The following is a 17,956-nucleotide window of genomic DNA, read 5'->3' on the forward strand; positions in this document are numbered from 1 at the left end:
CTCGCCTCAGTCCGCCGGACGGTAGGTTTCGAACGGAATCTCGTTGACGGTCGGCCCGAAGCCGGCCTCTGCGACCCCGGGGCCGGCCACGAGCGCCGCGGTGGCGTAGGTCAGCGGCAGGTAGACGGCCTCATCGTGCAGCGTCGTGAGAATGTCCCGGTAGAGCTGCCGCCTTGCCGTTTCGTCCACCGTCACCAGCACCTCGCCGATCCTGGCATCGAGATCGGCTTTCATGGGCAGGCCCAACTGGGCCTGATAGTCGGCGTGCGAGGGAACGCGCATGGAGCTGACGAACGAATGGGGGTCATATGGCGCGCCCCACGTCTCGCCGAAGATCATGCCGAACTCGCCCTCGCGCTGACGGGTGTGGAAGGAGTTCGCCTCCTCGCCGATCAGGACGACATCGATGCCGACTTTGAGCAGATCGGCCTGAATGACCTCCGATATCGCCTTCTGCTGCGCGTTGTTGCCGACGAAGCAAAGCTCGATCCTGAGCGGGACGCCGTCCCTGGCACGGATCCTGGCGCCGGGGGCGAGCGTCCAGCCCGCTTCGTCCAGCAGTGCGGCTGCCCTGGCGGGATCGTGGTCATAGGGAACGAGCCCCACGTCCGTGTAGGGGAGGTTGACGGCGAACAGCGTGTCGGCGCGCTTCTGCGTTCCGTAGAGGACGCCGCTGACGATGGCGTCCTTGTCGACCGCATGGTTGATCGCCTTGCGGACCGCGCGTTCGCTGGTCGGCAGCCGCTTCGAGTTCAGCGCCAGCGCTTCCGTTATCAGCGGCTGGGACAGCGCGGCCTTGTCCGGGTGCATCGCCTGCAGGCGCGCGAAGGTGTCGGGCGAAACCTGGCCCAGTCCGTAGATCAGGTCGATGTCTCCGGTCTCGAAAGCTACCGCCCGCGCGTTGGGGTCGGGAATGACCTTGACGACGATGCGATCATAGGCCGGCTTCGGCCCCCAGTAGGCCTCGTTCCTGATGAAGACGTCGTATTCGCCGAGCCTGGTCTCGGCCAGTTTCCAGGGCCCGGTGCCGACGGGGGCCACGATCCCGTCGGCGGAGCCCTGAGGCGGAATCGCAGCCGGCGAGATGAAGCGGAACGGCCGGATGAGGGCCAGTTCCTGAAGGATCGGGTAGTAGGGGTTCTTCAGCGTGAGCCGGAAGGTGCGGGCATCGAGGGCTTCGGTGTTCTGCACCTGATTGGCGAGCTCAAGCCAGTCGTGCCGTCCGCGGTTGGCGAGCACCGTATCGAAATTCGCCTTGACAGCGCCGGCATCGAAGGCCGCGCCGTCCGAAAATGTGACGCCGTCACGGAGCGTGAACGTATAGGTTCGCCCGTCGCCGGACACGGTCCAGGCCACGGCGAGCCACGGCAGGATCGTTCCATCCGCCCCGTATTTGACCAGGGGCTCGTAGAGCATCGCCTGGGCAAAGAGCTGGTTCGGCGAATAGGCATGCGGGTCGAGGGGGCCGACATTGGATGTCCACGAATAGGTCAGCGTCGACCCGGCGTGCGCCCAGCCGGCGGCAAGCACGCCTGCAAAGACCATTCCGGCCAGCGATCCCGGCACCCGCATCATAACCTCCCGCGCCCGGATTCCGACATGCCGGGTGAGGCCGATGTTACGGCGGGTGTGTATGATGTCTAGGTGAAATCGTCTTATCGGGCCGATCAGAACAACTTTTCTGCAAATGGCGCGCGATCACAGCCACCTGGCGCGTTTGAAGCCGGTATAGAGCACGGTGCAAAAAACGGCGATGGTGCCCAGCACGACGAAATAGCCGTAGCTGGTCTTGAGTTCCGGCATGTTCTCGAAGTTCATGCCGTAGATGCCGGCGATCGCCGTCGGCACGGCGAGGATGGCGGCCCAGGAAGCGAGCCGGCGGGTGATCGTTCCCTGCCGCTGCTGCTCGAGCAGGTTGCTCGCCTCGAATACCGAGGTGATGACGTCCCGCAGGCCGCCGACCATCTGGTCGACGCGGTGCATGTGCTGCAACGCATCGCGAAAATAGGGTTTGGCCTCGACATCAATGCAGGGCAGATCGAGATGCACGAGCTTGCCGCAAAGATCGAGCATGGCGCCGAGCACGCGCTGGAACAGGATGACCTCGCGGCGCAGTTTGAAGATGCGCTTGATTTGCTCGGGATCGAGGATGGTGTCGAGCATGCTCCGTTCCATGTCGAGCACGGCATCCTCGATGGTGAGGACGATCGGCAGGTAGCCGTCGACGATGAAATCGAGAATGGCGTGCAGGACATAGTCGGCGCCATGGCGCATCAGGTGCGGTGAGGTCTCCAGCCGGTGGCGCAGTTCCCCGTGGCCGCGGTCGGACCCGTGGCGGACGGTGATGATGTAGCTCTCGCCGACGAAGATGGCGGTGCGGCCGTAGCTGATGCCATCGCCTTCGAGCTTGGCCGTCTGGGCGATGACGAAGATCTGATCGTCGTAGGTGCTGAGCTTCGGCGTCTGATGCGGGTTGAGCGCGTCCTCGACCGAGAGTTCGTGCAGGCCGAAACGCGTCCGCAGGAAGGCGAGCTCGTCCACGCTGGGCTCATGCAGCCCGATCCAGATGAAATCGTTCTTGTCGGCGGGGATGGAGACGGCCTCGAACGGCACATCCTCCACCCGTCGGCCTTCGCGGTAGAGACAGGATGCGACGACGGTCATGGCGGCTCCCGTGCTCAGGCGCTCTTGAGCTGCAACTTGGCGCGCCGCCAGATGGGCGAGACGCAATAGCTCATGGCCGGGATCATGAGCGCGCCCAGGACGATGCCGAAGATGCCCGAACCCGCGGCACCGGCGAGCCAGCCGACCGCCGGTCCGGCCGTCTGCCCGGCCGCTGCGGAGAGATCGTGCACCAGATGCGCGGCGCCTCCGAGACCGAACTGCTCGAAGCCGTGCAGGACAATGCCGCCGCCGACCCAGATCATGGCCGCGGTGCCGATGATCCCGAGCCCTTTCAGGAACCAGGGCATGCCCTGCACGATGCCGCGGCCGAAGGCACGGACCGCCTTGCCGGGCGTCGACGGCGATCTCATGCGCGACAGCATCAGACCGAAATCGTCCGCCTTGACGATCAGCGCCACCGCGCCGTAGACGCCGAGGGTGATGCCGACGCCCACCACCGCGAGGACGATCGCCTGCATGCCGAGCGACGCGTCCGGTATGGCGCCCAGGGTGATGGCCATGATCTCGGCCGAGAGGATGAAATCGGTCTTGATGGCGCTCGCGACCTTCTGGTCCTCGAAGCTCCTGGCGTCGACGGCTATCGTCTCCAGCTCCGCCTCGTGGCTGTGGGCGGCATGCGGCAGGACGAGCTCGAACACCTTCTCGACGCCCTCATAACAGAGATAGAGACCGCCGATCATCAGCAGCGGCGTGATGGCCTGGGGCAGCAGCAGGCTCAGGATGAGCGCCGCCGGCAGCAGGATGAAGAGCTTGTTGCGCAGCGAGCCGAGGGCGATCCGCGCGATGATCGGCACCTCGCGCGCCGGCGAAAAGCCCGTCACGTAGCGCGGCGTCACCGCCGCGTCGTCGATGACGACGCCTGCCGCCTTGGTGCCGGCCTGCGCGGCCTGACTGGCGACGTCGTCGAGGGAAGCGGCGGCGACCTTGGCCAGCGCCGCGATATCGTCAAGAAGTGCTACCAGACCGACACTCATCGAAGCCTCGCCCAGTTCGACAATCGTTGCGACGCAGGGTGCTAACGCATCAGACCAAAAATGGGCACCGTTTTCCGGAAGAATGTGATGCATTCTGCTCTGACGGATGGCTGCGGAAACGCCGCCCGCCGGGGCGCGATCGTCCCGGCGGCAGGGGGCATCGGGATGCTGCGGCTTGGCCAGAGGCCGGCGAGCCGCGCTCACCGGCCCTGTGTCACTCGGCCGGAACAGGGGTGAGGCCGCCCTCGTCCGTGCGGGGATCGGGCGCCTGCTGCCGCGCGGCACGCGCCAGCACGCTCTGCCGGTTCACCGACTTGCGTTCGGCGTCGATGCGGCGGACGAGGAACTCGGCGCGCTCGATGGAGCCCAGCAGCGCCAGGATGGTTCCCCGCTCGCCGGCGCCCGCGTTGGGGCCCAGCGCCAGCGCGCGGGCGCGCAACTCCTCCACCTCGGGGAAGCTGACATGGCCGGCCGGCAGCTGCGGATCGGCGATGCCGTAGTCCGGCAGGATCTCGCGCAGCGCATTGTCGAGCTTGTCGAGCGCGACATCGACGATCGCCTGCGCCTGCGGGCCGAACTTCTCGCGCTTCACGCGACGGGCGACCTGATGCAGCGACTCCGTCAGCGCGGCGGTGAAGTCCGCCTCCTCGATGAGGCTGGCGATGAGGTCGAGCTGCTCATACGGCAGGTCTTCCTTCAGCAGCGAAGCGGTATAGGTGCGGATGTCGCGGCTGAGGACGTCGGTCGCGAGGTAGTGCTCGCCCGGATCGGACGGCGCCTTCTTGTCGCCGCGGGCGATGTCGAGGAACAGCGCGCCGGCCTGGAGATGGCGGGCGGTCTCCTTCTCCACGGCCGGAATGGCCCTGGCGAAATCGTTGGTGAGCTGACGGTCGAGGAACTTCGGCGTCGAGTAATCCTCGATGTCCTCGTCTTCGCCGCGCCCGACCCGCGACAGCACGCGCTCGAATACCCCGACGAAGGGGAACAGCAGCGCGGTGTTGAAGATGTTGAACACCGTCGAGTAGAGGCCCACCGCCACCGGCACCAGCGGGAAGGTCTCCTTGCCGTTGACGAGGACCGGAATGCTCGGATCGCCGCCGAACCACTGCATCGCCCACCGCAGGATTTCGATCGAGATGAAGAACAGCGGTATGGTGATGGAGACGCCGATGAGGTTGAACGAGATATGCGCGTAGGCCGCGCGCTTGGCGTTCTTCGACAGGTTGAGCGAGGCCATCCACGAGGTGATGGTGGTGCCGAGATCCGCGCCGAGCGAGAAGGCGACCGCCGTCTTCCAGTCCAGAACGCCGGCGGCGCCGAGACCCATGACGATGCCGATAGTCGCCGAGGAGGAATGGATCAGCGCCGTGATGGCGGCCGCGATCAGCACGCACTTGATGAGGTTGAAGTAGGAGTCCGCCGTCAGCGTCTGCAGCAGTTCCATGACTTCCGGCATGTTGCGCAGCGGGCGCAGGCCGCCGGTCATCAGGTTGAGGCCGTAGAAGATGAGCGCGAAGCCCATGCAGGCCAGCGCGATGTTGCGGACCTTCTCGCTGTGGGAGAAGCAGTAGACCAGCGCGAAGATGCCGGCGAAGATGAGGCCGAGCGGACCGAGCGGCAGGGCGATGAGGCCGTTGCCGAGCGTCGTGCCGATGTTCGCGCCCATGATGACGCTGATGGCGGGACGCAGCGCGACGACGCCGGCGTTGACGAGGCCGACCACCATCACGGTCATGGCCGTCGACGACTGGATGACGCCGGTGATCAGCGTGCCGGCCATCACGCCCTTGATGGGCGTTCCCGCGGCCTTGGCGAGGAACTCGCGCATCTTGTTGACCGAGAGGGCCTGGATGCCGTTGGCCATGAACTCCAGGCCGAGCATGAAAATGCCGAGCCCGCCGATGACCGGGACAAGTATGTCCTTGAAGATATCAATATCCATGATTGTGCCATCCCCAAGCTATGCCACCGTGGCGTCATTCCGGGAAACGTTTTCCGTCCGAAACTGCAACGAAATGAAAGAGCGGGGCGGGACGGCGCCTGAGCGCGAGGACGCCCCGCTCCGGCAGGCGTCGCGATCAGCTTCGCGGGCGCGGCCCCTTGGCCCAGTATTCCTTGATCCGTTCCACGAGCTGGGCCGGCAGCGGCACGTAGCCGAGCGCGCGTGCTTCCGCGCCGCCGTTGTCCAGGCCCAGGCGGAAGAAGTCGTGCACGCGGCCGATGCGGCTTTCCGAACGCCGGGAGACCGGCACGATGGCGAAGGTCGCGGCGGTGATCGGATAGACTGCCTCGCCCGGACGGTTGGTCAGCGTCGCGTAGAAATCTTTCGTCTGCGACCAGTCGATCGCATCGATGGCGGCCTGAAAGCCTTCCGGTCCCGGCGCGACGAACTGCCCGGAAGCGTTCTCGATGGCGGCGAAGGGCATGCTGGTGCGCGCCACCTGCCCGAACTCGGCATAGGCGATCGCACCCTTGGTCGCCTGCGTGGTGCGGATGAGATCCTGCGTGCCTTCCGCCCCCCTGCCGACCAGCCATGCGATCAGCGTATCCGCGCCCAGACGCTCGCGCCATTCGGGGCTGACGGCGGACAGGTATTCGGTGAAGGCGAAGGTAGAGCCCGAACCATCCTTGCGGTGCACGACGGCAATCGGAAGGTCGGGCAGGTCGAGGCCGGGGTTGGCTCCGGCGATGGCCGGATCGCTCCATCGCGTGACCCGGCCGAGATAGATGTCCGCCAGTGCCTGGCCCGTGAGGCGCAATTCGCCCACCTTGACCCCGTCGAGATTGACCACGACGGCGATGCCGCCCATCACGAACGGAAACTGCTGGTGGCCGCGCCGCGCGAGTTCGTCGGGCGTGACGGGCACATCGCTGGCGGCGAAATCGAGCTCGGGTTGCTCGAGGCGCATCAGGCCGGCGAGCGATCCGACCAGTTCGTAGTCGACCGTCCAGTCAGGCGACACGTAGTCGCCGCCATCCGCGCGCGCCGCGCTGTAGGCGCGCGCCCATCTGGCGACGATCGGCGCGGCGAAGGTCGATCCGGCGCCGCGTATCGGTTCGGCCCTGACGTTCTCGGCGGCCAGCACGGTCACCAGAGAGAGCGCAAGCAGAAAAATTGCCGCCGTGCGCTTCAGCGCTCCGACGGCAACGGCAGGCTCGGTCCATCCAGCCATGGTTCATCTCGCAATATGAGCCGCGCGCTTGGAGGCCGCGCGCCAATCCTCCCGCCCGTTCATCTTCTCAACAATTTGGGGCAGCAGTATCTTTGACTTGATGTAAACTAGAACACCGGACGCTCCGATGAAATCGGAACGTACGCTCCAGGTTTTTGAGTTTGCGCAGCTTTGTCGACGAAAAGTGGTGCCCACTTTTCTGCACGCTGCACTGGGCAACCGGGCCACCTCACGATGATCCGCCCGCTATGAACGAAATAGATCGGCGGGATGACAATAGAATGTCACTCATATAACCGTTCAGATGACGCTTTGGGCGATATGTATTGGATTCGGCTACTGCTCCCATGCGCCATCAGTTGACCAGGGCGCTCGACGCCGGAGTTTTTCCCGTTCGGCGCGGAGCGGTCTCAATGGCCGGTATTGAGCAGTTCAAGGGCGATGGCAGCGGCGGAGGAACGGTTCTCGACCCCGAGCTTGGTATAGATCTGTTCGAGGTGCTTGTTGACCGTGCGCGGGCTCAGGCCCAGAATGTCGGCGATATCCTTGTTGGACTTGCCGCGCGTCAGCCACATGAGCACTTCAGCCTCCCGCGTGGTTACCGAAAGCCTGTCTTTCAGAATGCTTTCGGGAAGGATCTTGCGTTCTTCCACCAGACGCAGAATGAACTGGTGCTGCGGATGGCGGGCCACGAGCGAAAACACGATGGCATGCCCCCGGATGCCGACCGTGAGCTGCGGCAAGGCCGTTTCGGAGCCGGACACCTCCTCGATCCACTGCCGGACGGCCGGGGGGAGAACGCAGTGGTCGGACGCCGCAGCGCCGGGCGCGCTGTCGGTCAGAATATGCCGGGCCTGGGGCGTAAGCCACAGAATGTCCCCGGCTGCGTTCACGGCCAGAAGAAACCGGCCGCTCGCGTCGAGAGCCACCCTGGCGCCATGGGCGGCGCGCGCATTGGCGAGATGAACGCGGATCCGCGCCAGCAGCTCGTCCAGGACTACGGGCTTGGTCACATAGTCGACGCCGCCGGCTTGCAGCCCCTTCAACACATGCTCGGTGGCCGTCAGTCCGGTCATGAAGATGACCGGAACGTCGGACATGAAGGGCACCTGCTTGAGCAGGCGCGTCGTTTCGAAGCCGTCCTTGCCCGGCATGATCGCGTCCATCAACACGATGTCAGGCCTGACTTTCTCGACGAGTTTCAGCGCGCTGTCCCCATCGACGGACACGAGCACGGTCATCCCCGCTTCCTCGAGCGCGGTCGTCAGCATCGACAGGTTGTCGATGGAATCCTCGACGACGAGAGCGGTGTCACGCGGATAGGAGCTTTCAGTCACCGCCATTCGCCTCCAGCACGGACAAAAATCCCTTGATGTCGAATCGACCCGCATGGTTGCTCAGGACGGTGACGAGCGGCTTCAGTTCGGGCCTGTCGCGCTCGATTTCAGCCAGCTTCATTTCGATGCCGCGTATATGGCCGATGTCGCCCAGATGCTTCAGTTCTGCCAGATGATGGTCGGCCATGCGCAGTTGCGGCTGCACTGCCGGCGGGGGAAGCTTCTGCCTGGCCGGTTCCGTGTCGATCCATTCGATGCCCAGAAGCTCCTGCATCCGGTCGAGCAGCTTCTCGATGTCGATCGGCTTGGGAACCACGTGGTCCCACGCCGCGCCGGCGGGCAGCCGTCCCCGCTGCTCCATCATGTTGGCGGAAACCATGATGATCCCGGCTTGCGTATGCCCGTCCGCGCGCAGGCGGTGCGCGAGTTCCGCGCCGTTCATGCGCGGCATCGAGATATCGAGCAGAAAGAGATCCACGTGACATTCGTGGGCCAGCTGCAGACAGTCCGGCCCGTCCTGCGCCGTCAGGAAAACGAAGCCGAGCGGCACCAGCACCTCGCGCATCAGCTCCCTGTGAGACGCATCGTTGTCGCACACGAGCACGGTGCGGCGGGCGCCGCGGTATCCTTCTATCCGGCGCTGGGATCGGCTTTCACGGCGTGGCCTGTTGACGGAGGAAAGCAGCAGGCGGACGGAGAACGTGGTTCCCTCGCCGACGGTGCTGCGCACGGAAATCTCCCCGCCCATGATTTCCGTCAGCAGCTTGGTGATGGTCAGGCCAAGACCGATGCCCGGCGTCTCCTGGATATCGACATCGCGACCGCGCTCGAACGGTGCGAACACCCTGTCGATATCCTGCGGCGGGATACCGACGCCGGTGTCCCTGATTTCCAGATCGGCTACGCCGCTGCGCATGGCGATCTTCAGCTCGATATACCCCGCGTTGGTGAACTTGACGGCATTGGACAGCAGATTGATCAGGATCTGCCGCAATCGCTTCTCGTCGCTGACGACGATCGCCGGCAGGGAAGGGGGCCGCGTGAATATGAATTCGAGCCCCTTGGCCTGTGCCTGCATGCGGAACATTTCCACAATCTGGTCGAGGAATTCCGGCAACGGTATTTCGTCGCGCTCAAGCTGCAGGCGGCCGGATTCGATGCGCGAGATATCCAGCAGACCGTCGATCAGCCCGGAAAGGTGTTCGGCCGAGCGGCGGATGACCCGTATTCCGCCTTGGCGGTGCTGCGGGATGCGATCGTCGTTCTCCATCAGCTGGGCATAGCCGAGAATGGCGTTGAGCGGCGTGCGCAGCTCGTGGCTGATGCCGATGACATAGCGGCTTTTGGCCTGGTTGGCGGCTTCCGCGACGAGGCGGGCCTTGTGCAGCTGGGCGTCGGTGTGTTCGTGGGCCTTGATTTCGCGCAGCAGAAGCCGCGTCTGGCTGGCGGATTCCTCCTCGGCCACCCGTCTGCTCTCGTGCGCCAGCACGAAAAGCCACGACGCAATGCCGATGATGATGAGCAATATGAAGAAAACCACCCAGAGCGTGTGGGCGATGACCTGCCTGTAGTCGGCGGCATTGATGGCGAACTGGAAGTATATGGTGGCGAGCAGCATGCCGACGATGATGGCGCTGAACAGAAAGACGCCGACAAAGAGCCCGACGTCCGTATTCAGCTTTTCCGCGAACCGTTGCGGCAGAACGGACCGGGTGAAGGACGCCAGCTGTTCGTGCAGCCGTCCCTGGGGCCTGCAACCGTCGCCGCAACGCGCGTCGAGCGAACAGCACAGGGAGCAGATGGGACCCTGATAGACGGGGCATGAAGCCATGTCCTGGGTTTCGAAGTGATGTTCACAGATGCAGCACCGGATGATCGTCCGGCCGTTCCAGTCCTGCATCGGCGGGCGTGCCAGATAGAACCGGCCGCGGGTGAGGAAGGCGATAAGGGGGCTTGCCAGGAAGGCCACGCCCAGCGCAACGAAGGATGCGAGCGCCTGCAACACCTCCCCGAAGGTGCCGCTGACGGCGAGAAACGCGCAGGCGACGGCAAGCAGCATCGCGCCCACGCCGACGGGGTTGATGTCATAGAGATGGGCGCGCCTGAACTCGATCGTCCTGGGGCTGAGGCCGAGCGGCTTGTTGATGACGAGATCCGCCACGAGCGCCCCGACCCACGCGACCGCGATCACGGAATAGAGCCCCAGCGTCTGCTCCAGCGCGCGGTAGATGCCAAGCTCCATGAGAAGCAGCGCGATCGCGACGTTGAAGACGAGCCATACGACCCGCCCGGGATGGGAATGCGTCAGGCGCGAAAAGAAGTTAGACCAGGCGATCGACCCGGCATAGGCATTGGTTACATTGATCTTCAACTGGGAGATGATGACGAAGCACCCCATCAGGATGAGCGCCATTTCGGGCGAGGAGAACACATACTGGAAGGCGACGAGGTACATCTCCGTCGGCTGCGCGGCCTTGTCGAAGTCGAGACCGTGGGAAACGGCGAGCACGGCGAGGAACGAGCCCAGAAGCATTTTTACCACGCCCAGCAGGATCCAGCCGGGCCCGCCCGCCAGAAAGGCGACCCACCATGTCACCCGGTTGCTCGGCTGTTGACGCGGCACGAAGCGCAGCAGGTCAACCTGCTCGCCTATTTGCGCGACAAGCGAGAATATGATGCCGGACGCTGCGCCGAAGAGCAGGATATTGAAACCGCCCCCACCGTCCTCGGGAAAGTTCATCCACTGGTGCAGGGCGTCCGTATCGCTCTGGATGATGAAAATGAAGGGCAGGAGCTGCAGCAATACCCAGATGGGCTGGGTCCACGTCTGGAAACGCGTTATCCAGGTGATGCCGTATGCAACCAGAGGTATCACGATGATTGAAGACAAAACATAGCCGAAGGCCAGCGGCAGCCCTGTCACCATCTCGATGGCGAGCGCCATGATGGCTGCTTCGATGGCGAAGAAAATAAAAGTAAAGCTGGCATATATGAGCGACGTTATGGTGGAGCCGATATAGCCGAATCCGGCCCCGCGCGTAAGAAGATCGATGTCAACGCCGTATTTGACGGCGTAATGACTAATCGGCAGGCAGGTGAGGCAAATCAATCCTCCGACGACCAGGATGGCGGCTATGGCGTTGGTGTAGCCGTAATTGAGGGTTATCGCGCCTCCGATAGCCTCCAGCGCCAGAAAGGAAATGGCCGCGAGAGCGGTATGTCCGACACGAAGAGGTGACCACTTGCGCGCCCGTTCCGCGGTGAAGCGAAGGGAGAAATCCTCAAGTGTTTGATTCGCAACCCACTTGTTGTAGTTGCGTCGAACCCGGACGATGCGATGGCCTTCCAACATGGAATCCTGTCAAGCCTCCCGAAGCTCGAGCCATTCTCACAGCAACGATCGTAAGCAAGCAAGAAGCATGCCGTAACGGCGCATCGATACTGCATTGGATACAGGGGGCGGGACATACGTCAATTGACGTATACCTGAACTGGCCGACCTCGACGAAGATCTGGAGCAATGAGGTGATCGAGCCTCGCCATTTGCTACGAGGGGTCAACGATGGCGGACAACAGGAAGACGGGTCTGGAGTCACAGTTCAGGCGGAACCTTTTGATGGGTTTGGCGGCTATTCCGGCGGCGGCGCTTATTCCCCGTTTCGCATACGGCGCCGGCCCGGCAACTGCGGAGGTGAACACGACGGGGCTTGCCGTCACGGATACGGATGTGACGGTGGGCATTCTGCACTCCGTCACCGGCACCATGGCCATTTCCGAAACGGGCTCGGTGCAGGCGGAAAAGCTCGCGATCGAGCAGATCAACGAAGCTGGCGGCGTCCTCGGGCGCCAGATCAAGTTCATTCAGGAAGACGGCGCCTCCGACTGGCCGACTTTCGCGGAGAAGGCGCGCAAGCTGCTTGTGAACGACAAGGTCGCGTCCGTCATGGGATGCTGGACGTCGGCGTCGCGCAAGGCCGTTCTGCCTGTCTTCGAGCAGTATAACGGCATTCTCTACTATCCGACATTCTATGAAGGGTTGGAGCAATCGAAGAACGTCATCTACACGGGACAGGAGGCGACGCAGCAGATTCTCGCCGGCCTCGACTGGGTGGTGAAGGAAAAGGGAGCGAAGAGCTTCTACCTGCTGGGTTCCGACTACATCTGGCCGCGCACCTCCAACAAGATCGCGCGCAAGCATATAGAAAAGCTCGGCCTGACGGTGTCGGGTGAGGAGTATTTCCCGCTTGGCCACACGCAGTTCAATTCCGTGATCAACAAGATCAAGCTTCGCAAGCCGGATGTGATCTACGCGATTATCGTCGGCGGTTCCAACGTGGCCTTCTACAAGCAGCTCAAGGCGGCGGGCATCGATCTGTCGAACCAGACCCTGCTCACCATTTCCGTCACCGAAGACGAAATCGACGGAATCGGCGGCGAGAATATCGCCGGGGCCTATGCCTGCATGAAGTATTTCCAGTCGCTGGACAACCCGAACAACAAGAGTTTTGTCGAAGCCTTCAAGAAGCGGTGGGGCGACAAGACCGTGATCGGCGACGTCACCCAAGCCGCCTATCTTGGCCCGTTCCTCTGGAAGCTCGCCGTGGAAAAGGCCGGCAGTTTCGATATCGACAAGGTGGTCGCCGCCTCTCCGGGCATCGAATTCCCGGAAGCGCCGGAAGGGTATGTCAAGATTCACGACAACCATCACCTGTGGTCGAAGACCCGCGTCGGTCTTGCGCAGACGGACGGTCAGTTCCAGGTCATCTTCGAAACGCCCGATCTGATCGAACCCGATCCGTTCCCCGAAGGCTATCAATAGTCCGCCGGATGAGGGCGCGCGCGCCCTCATGCCACCGGCTGCTGTCTTCGGCCGATCCCGGGCGGGGCGTCTGTGATGTGCAGGTGCCCGCGCTCCGTGGTTCGTCCGCATTGGAGAATCGTGATGTTCGAAGGCTATACCCTCGGCGAACTGGGTTCGATCTTTGTGATGCAGGGCTTCGCGGGCCTCATTCTCTTTTCGGTCTTTCTGCTCATGGCGCTCGGCCTGGCGATCATCTTCGGCCAGATGGGCGTTATCAACATGGCGCATGGCGAATTCATGATTCTCGGCGCCTACGTAACCTATTTCACGTCCCAGTTCTTTCTGAGCAGCGTGCCCGCGTTGTTCGACATCTACTTCTTCATTGCGATGGTGCTGGCGTTCGTGGTGACGGGCGCATTCGGCCTGTTCGTCGAGTGGGCGCTCATCCGGCATCTCTACAAGCGTCCGCTGGATACGCTGCTGGCGACATGGGGCCTCAGCCTCATCCTGCAGCAGGCCTACAGATCGATTTTCGGGCCGCGCGAAGTCGGCGTCGAGCTGCCGCAATGGATGATGGGCTCGGTCGCCGTCACGGACATGATCGAGGTCCAGATCAACGGCCTGCTCGTGATGACCATCACGGTCGCGATCACCGCCGCGGTGGCGGTGCTGCTCTACAGGTCGCGCTGGGGCAAGCAGGTGCGCGCGGTGGTGCAGAACCGTGCGATGGCCGGCGCCGTCGGTATCAATACGGAGATGGTCGATCGCCTGACGTTCGCGCTCGGCTGCGGCATCGCGGGTGTCGCCGGTGCGGCCTTCACGATGATCGGTTCGACGGGTCCCACGGCTGGCCAGCTCTACATCGTCGACACGTTCCTCGTTGTCGTGTTCGGGGGCGCCGCGAGCCTCATGGGAACGATCGCCTCGGCCTTCACCATCTCGCAGGCCCAGTCGACGCTGGAGTTCTTCCTGTCCGGTTCGATGGCCAAGGTCCTGACGCTGCTGGGCGTCGTCGGCATCCTGATGCTGCGTCCGCAGGGCCTGTTCACGCTGAAGGTTCGTCGTTGAGAGGGGAATTGTCATGAAAGCCGGCACGCTTCTCAGTCGTTCGGAATGGGTCGGTCTGCTGATTGTCGCGGCCTTGATCCTGGTGGTCCTGCCCGCATGGCTCGACATCTTTCGTCTCAACCTCGTCGGCAAGTACATCACCTACGCCTTCGTCGCCGTCGGTCTGGTGCTGTGCTGGGGGCTCGGCGGCATTCTCAGCCTCGGCCAGGGCATTTTCTTCGGCCTCGGCGGTTATTGCATGGCGATGTATCTCAAGCTCGAAGCCTCCAGTGTCGAGAATACGACGATCCAGTCCACGCCCGGCATTCCGGATTTCATGGACTGGAACCAGATCACGGCCCTGCCGTGGTTCTGGCAGCCGTTTCATTCGCTGCCGCTGACGCTGCTGCTGGTGGTCGCCGTGCCGGCGGGCTTTGCCTTCATCATCGGCTTCGCCATGTTTACCCGGCGTGTCGGGGGCACCTATTTCGCGATCATCACCCAGGCGATCGCGGCCATCCTGACGATCCTCATCGTCGGCCAGCAAGGCTATACGGGTGGCATCAACGGCATCACGGATCTTCGCACGCTCAACGGTTGGGATATCCGCACCGACAACGCAAAGTTCATCCTCTACTTCGTCAATGCCGGTCTGCTCATCGCCTGCCTGCTGGCCGCGTATTTCGTCAAGCGCTCGAAACTCGGACGTATTCTCGTGGCGATGCGCGACAAGGAGGATCGCGTCCGCTTCTCGGGCTACAACGTGGCGAGCTTCAAGATCTTCGTATTCTGTCTCGCTGCGGCGTTCGCGGCCGTGGGCGGCGCGATGTTCACTCTCCAGGTGGGGTTCATGTCGCCGAGCTTCGTCGGCATCGTGCCCTCCATCGAGATGGTCATCTACGCCGCGGTCGGAGGGCGGCTGTCCATCCTCGGCGCCGTCTACGGAACGCTGCTCGTGAACTGGGCGAAGACGGCGTTCTCCGAAAGCTTCCCGGAGCTGTGGCTGCTGGGGCTCGGCGCGCTGTTCATCGCGGTGGTTCTCGCTTTTCCCAATGGTCTCGCCGGCATCTATCAGCGTCAGGTGCAGCCTCTGCTGAAACGTCTGCTCAGCAAGCGGGTATCGTCCGGACCAACGGAAGCCGCTGCGCGTGGCATACCGGCAGAGTAGGAGGGCATCCAGCATGAATCCCGTGATCCAACCCATCTCCGACGCGATGAACAAGGACTTCCTGCTCTCCGTTGAAGGGCTGACGGTATCCTTCGATGGGTTCAAGGCCGTCAACGACCTTTCATTCTATGTCGACGAGCGCGAGATACGGGTCATCGTCGGTCCCAACGGGGCGGGCAAGACGACGGTGCTCGACCTGATCTGCGGCAAGACGAAAGCCACTTCGGGTTCGATCAGATTCCGCGATCATGAACTGACGCGCATGAGCGAGTCCGCCATCGTCAAGGCCGGCGTGGGGCGCAAGTTCCAGAACCCGTCGATCTACGACGATCTGTCGGTTTTCGAGAATCTCGAAATCTCGTTTCCCAGGGGGCGTTCGGTGTTCGGCGCGCTTGTCTTCAGGCGCGATACGACCGTGCGCGAGCGGGTGGAGGAAGTCGCTGAAATGATCTTCCTCGAAAACCTCCTCGATGAACGGGCGGAGTTCCTGTCCCACGGCCAGAAACAATGGCTCGAAATCGGCATGCTGCTGATTCAGAACCCCGATCTGCTGATGCTGGACGAGCCCGTCGCCGGCATGAGCGTTGCGGAACGCGCCAGAACGGCCGAACTGCTGAACAGGATCATCGCCGATCGGTCGATCATCGTGATCGAGCACGACATGAAGTTCGTCGAGGACATCGCCCACCGCGTCACCGTTCTGCATCAGGGCAAGGTCCTGTCCGAGGGATCCATGGAGCATGTGAAGAACGATCCCAAGGTGATCGAGGTCTATCTCGGACATTGAGGAGTGGGAACATGCTGAACGTATCCGATCTGCGGGTCGCCTATGGCCAGAGCGAAGTGCTGCACGGCATGAGCTTCAACGTGAAGCCCAGCGAGATCGTCGCCATCATGGGCCGCAACGGAATGGGCAAGACCACCTTGATGAAGGCGTTGATGGGCCTCGTGCCGACGAAGAGCGGCAAGGTCACGATCGCCGACACCGATATAACCAACCTCAAGAGCTACGAGCGCGTGGCGGATGGCATGGGCTATGTCCCGCAGGGCCGCATGATCTTCTCGACGATGACGGTGCAGGAAAACATCGAAACCGGTTTGATCATAACCGGCAGCTCGAAGGTTCCCGACGACATCTACGCGCTTTTTCCGGTGCTGCTGGAGATGAAGGGCCGCCGGGGCGGCAATCTTTCCGGCGGCCAGCAGCAGCAACTGGCCATCGCGCGCGCCGTTGCCTCGAGGCCGCGGGTGCTTCTGCTCGATGAACCGACCGAGGGCATCCAGCCTTCCATCATTCGGGAGATCGGCCGCACCCTGAAGCGGATTCGCGACGAGAGGAACCTGTCGATCGTCGTTTCGGAACAGGTGCTGAGCTTCGCCCTCGATATCGCGGACCGCGTTCTGGTCATCGAGAACGGCCAGATCGTGCGCGACGACGAGCGCGCGGATGTCGACGAGAACACGGTGGCGAAATACCTGTCCGTCTAGGCGTGGCAGAAGGCCGATAATGAATGCGAACAGAAGGAGACAGCATCATGCCGGAAACCCTGATTTCTGTAGATTTGTCGCGATCTGCCTACGAAAACGAGAACCTGCACAACCGGTGGCATCCCGATATTCCGATTGCCGTATGGGTTGAGCCGGGCGCCGACTTTCTGGTCGAGACGGTGGACTGGACAGGTGGCGCCATCAAGAACGACGATACGGCGGAGGACATCCGCGATGTCGATCTCACTACCGTGCATTTCCTGTCGGGGCCGATCGGCGTGAAGGGGGCGGAGCCGGGCGATCTGCTCGTCGTCGACATTCTGGACGCGGGAACGCTCAAGGGCCACGAATGGGGCTTCAACGGCTTCTTTTCCAGAAAGAACGGCGGCGGCTTTCTCACGGATCATTTTCCCTATGCGCAGAAGTCCATCTGGCACTATGAGGGCCTGTTCACGCGCTCGCGGCACGTGCCCGGCGTTGGCTTCGCCGGGCTGATCCATCCCGGCCTCATCGGCACGCTGCCCAGCCAGTCGTTGCTCGAAAAGTGGAACGCGCGGGAACAGGCGCTGATCGACACCAATCCGACCAGGGTTCCGCCGCTTGCCAATCCGCCGGCTCCCGCGACGGCGCATCTCGGCAAGATCTCCAAGGGCGACGTGTTCGACAAGGTGGCTGCCGAGGGGGCGCGCACGGTTCCGCCGCGCGAGCATGGCGGCAACTGCGACATCAAGGATCTGTCGCGCGGCTCGCGGATCTATTTCCCGGTCTACGTGGATGGCGCGGGGCTCTCGATGGGCGACATGCACTTCAGCCAGGGCGACGGCGAGATCACCTTCTGCGGCGCGATCGAGATGTTCGGCGCCTGGCTGCATATCAAAGTCGATCTCATCAAGGACGGGATGGCGAAATACGGCATCAAGAACCCGATCTTCCAGCCATCGCCGATAACGCCCAACTACAACGACTATCTGATCTTCGAGGGTATTTCCGTCGACGAGCAGGGGACCCAGCACTATCTCGACGCCAATGTCGCTTATCGGCAGGCTTGTCTGAACGCGATCGAATATCTCAAGAAATTCGGTTATTCCGGCGCGCAGGCTCACTCCATCCTGGGGGTCGCGCCGGTTCAGGGGCATCTGTCGGGCGTGGTCGATATCCCGAACTCCTGCGCGACGCTCTGGATTCCCACCGAGATCTTCGACTTCGATATTCGCCCCTCGGCGGCCGGACCGCAGAAATTCATCGATGGTCTGGTCGATATGCCCATCGCCTACGATTGACGG

Annotated in this window: 13 protein-coding genes; 6 read left to right on the forward strand and 7 right to left on the reverse strand. The window is 62.9% G+C overall.

The window, feature by feature from the left end; all coding sequences use genetic code 11:
• Positions 1-6 precede the first annotated feature (6 nt).
• The 7 genes from nikA to ACUSIJ_RS22880 all read right to left on the reverse strand — a co-directional run bounded on the left by nikA (position 7) and on the right by ACUSIJ_RS22880 (position 11,521).
• Positions 7-1,572, reverse strand: coding sequence for a nickel ABC transporter substrate-binding protein (gene nikA / locus ACUSIJ_RS22850; protein ID WP_449310784.1), 1,566 nt, complete (start codon positions 1,570-1,572; stop codon positions 7-9).
• Between the two features lie 126 nt (positions 1,573-1,698).
• Positions 1,699-2,664: a magnesium and cobalt transport protein CorA gene (locus ACUSIJ_RS22855; protein ID WP_449310733.1), complete on the reverse strand. Its 966-nt coding sequence runs from the start codon at positions 2,662-2,664 to the stop codon at positions 1,699-1,701.
• A gap of 14 nt (positions 2,665-2,678) precedes the next feature.
• Entirely contained in the window at positions 2,679-3,659 is a 981-nt protein-coding gene (locus ACUSIJ_RS22860; RefSeq protein ID WP_449310734.1) for a DUF808 domain-containing protein, read from the reverse strand.
• A gap of 214 nt (positions 3,660-3,873) precedes the next feature.
• Positions 3,874-5,601: a Na/Pi cotransporter family protein gene (locus ACUSIJ_RS22865; protein ID WP_449310735.1), complete on the reverse strand. Its 1,728-nt coding sequence runs from the start codon at positions 5,599-5,601 to the stop codon at positions 3,874-3,876.
• 136 nt (positions 5,602-5,737) lie between these two features.
• Positions 5,738-6,832: a phosphate ABC transporter substrate-binding protein PstS gene (pstS, locus tag ACUSIJ_RS22870; protein WP_449310736.1), complete on the reverse strand. Its 1,095-nt coding sequence runs from the start codon at positions 6,830-6,832 to the stop codon at positions 5,738-5,740.
• Positions 6,833-7,242: 410 nt separating this feature from the next.
• Positions 7,243-8,175, reverse strand: a complete 933-nt coding sequence (locus ACUSIJ_RS22875) for a DNA-binding response regulator (RefSeq protein ID WP_449310737.1) — start codon at positions 8,173-8,175, stop codon at positions 7,243-7,245.
• Positions 8,162-11,521, reverse strand: coding sequence for a hybrid sensor histidine kinase/response regulator (locus ACUSIJ_RS22880; protein WP_449310738.1), 3,360 nt, complete (start codon positions 11,519-11,521; stop codon positions 8,162-8,164). The genes ACUSIJ_RS22875 and ACUSIJ_RS22880 overlap by 14 nt, the downstream gene beginning before the upstream one ends.
• Before the next feature lie 210 nt (positions 11,522-11,731).
• Between ACUSIJ_RS22880 and urtA the strand changes: the two genes are divergently transcribed.
• From urtA to fmdA, 6 genes are all read left to right on the forward strand, one after another.
• The gene (gene urtA, locus ACUSIJ_RS22885) at positions 11,732-12,988 is read left to right on the forward strand and encodes an urea ABC transporter substrate-binding protein (protein ID WP_449310739.1); all 1,257 of its coding nucleotides are present in this window, start codon (positions 11,732-11,734) and stop codon (positions 12,986-12,988) included.
• Positions 12,989-13,111: 123 nt separating this feature from the next.
• Positions 13,112-14,038 carry an urea ABC transporter permease subunit UrtB gene (gene urtB / locus ACUSIJ_RS22890; RefSeq protein ID WP_449310740.1) on the forward strand — a complete coding sequence of 309 codons (927 nt, stop codon included), beginning with the start codon at positions 13,112-13,114 and terminating at the stop codon, positions 14,036-14,038.
• Between the two features lie 13 nt (positions 14,039-14,051).
• Complete coding sequence (gene urtC, locus ACUSIJ_RS22895) at positions 14,052-15,185, forward strand: urea ABC transporter permease subunit UrtC (protein WP_449310741.1); 1,134 nt, start codon at positions 14,052-14,054, stop codon at positions 15,183-15,185.
• 13 nt (positions 15,186-15,198) lie between these two features.
• Entirely contained in the window at positions 15,199-15,972 is a 774-nt protein-coding gene (gene urtD / locus ACUSIJ_RS22900) for an urea ABC transporter ATP-binding protein UrtD (protein WP_449310742.1), read from the forward strand.
• An 11-nt stretch (positions 15,973-15,983) separates the two neighbouring features.
• Positions 15,984-16,673: an urea ABC transporter ATP-binding subunit UrtE gene (gene urtE / locus ACUSIJ_RS22905; RefSeq protein ID WP_449310743.1), complete on the forward strand. Its 690-nt coding sequence runs from the start codon at positions 15,984-15,986 to the stop codon at positions 16,671-16,673.
• A 47-nt stretch (positions 16,674-16,720) separates the two neighbouring features.
• On the forward strand, positions 16,721-17,953 hold the full coding sequence (gene fmdA, locus ACUSIJ_RS22910) for a formamidase (protein WP_449310744.1): 1,233 nt from the start codon (positions 16,721-16,723) through the stop codon (positions 17,951-17,953).
• The last annotated feature ends 3 nt before the right edge of the window (positions 17,954-17,956 follow it).

The organism is Pseudochelatococcus sp. B33 (genome assembly GCF_053570585.1).

Excerpts from the sequence above, each read along its gene's own strand:
- urtB (WP_449310740.1), top strand. The coding sequence starts at position 13,112 with ATGTTCGAAGGCTATACCCTCGGCGAACTGGGTTCGATCTTTGTGATG.
- nikA (WP_449310784.1), bottom strand. The coding sequence starts at position 1,572 with ATGCGGGTGCCGGGATCGCTGGCCGGAATGGTCTTTGCAGGCGTGCTT.
- fmdA (WP_449310744.1), top strand. The coding sequence starts at position 16,721 with ATGCCGGAAACCCTGATTTCTGTAGATTTGTCGCGATCTGCCTACGAA.
- urtA (WP_449310739.1), top strand. The coding sequence starts at position 11,732 with ATGGCGGACAACAGGAAGACGGGTCTGGAGTCACAGTTCAGGCGGAAC.
- urtC (WP_449310741.1), top strand. The coding sequence starts at position 14,052 with ATGAAAGCCGGCACGCTTCTCAGTCGTTCGGAATGGGTCGGTCTGCTG.
- ACUSIJ_RS22865 (WP_449310735.1), bottom strand. The coding sequence starts at position 5,601 with ATGGATATTGATATCTTCAAGGACATACTTGTCCCGGTCATCGGCGGG.
- pstS (WP_449310736.1), bottom strand. The coding sequence starts at position 6,832 with ATGGCTGGATGGACCGAGCCTGCCGTTGCCGTCGGAGCGCTGAAGCGC.
- ACUSIJ_RS22875 (WP_449310737.1), bottom strand. The coding sequence starts at position 8,175 with ATGGCGGTGACTGAAAGCTCCTATCCGCGTGACACCGCTCTCGTCGTC.
- urtE (WP_449310743.1), top strand. The coding sequence starts at position 15,984 with ATGCTGAACGTATCCGATCTGCGGGTCGCCTATGGCCAGAGCGAAGTG.
- ACUSIJ_RS22880 (WP_449310738.1), bottom strand. The coding sequence starts at position 11,521 with ATGTTGGAAGGCCATCGCATCGTCCGGGTTCGACGCAACTACAACAAG.
- urtD (WP_449310742.1), top strand. The coding sequence starts at position 15,199 with ATGAATCCCGTGATCCAACCCATCTCCGACGCGATGAACAAGGACTTC.
- ACUSIJ_RS22855 (WP_449310733.1), bottom strand. The coding sequence starts at position 2,664 with ATGACCGTCGTCGCATCCTGTCTCTACCGCGAAGGCCGACGGGTGGAG.
- ACUSIJ_RS22860 (WP_449310734.1), bottom strand. The coding sequence starts at position 3,659 with ATGAGTGTCGGTCTGGTAGCACTTCTTGACGATATCGCGGCGCTGGCC.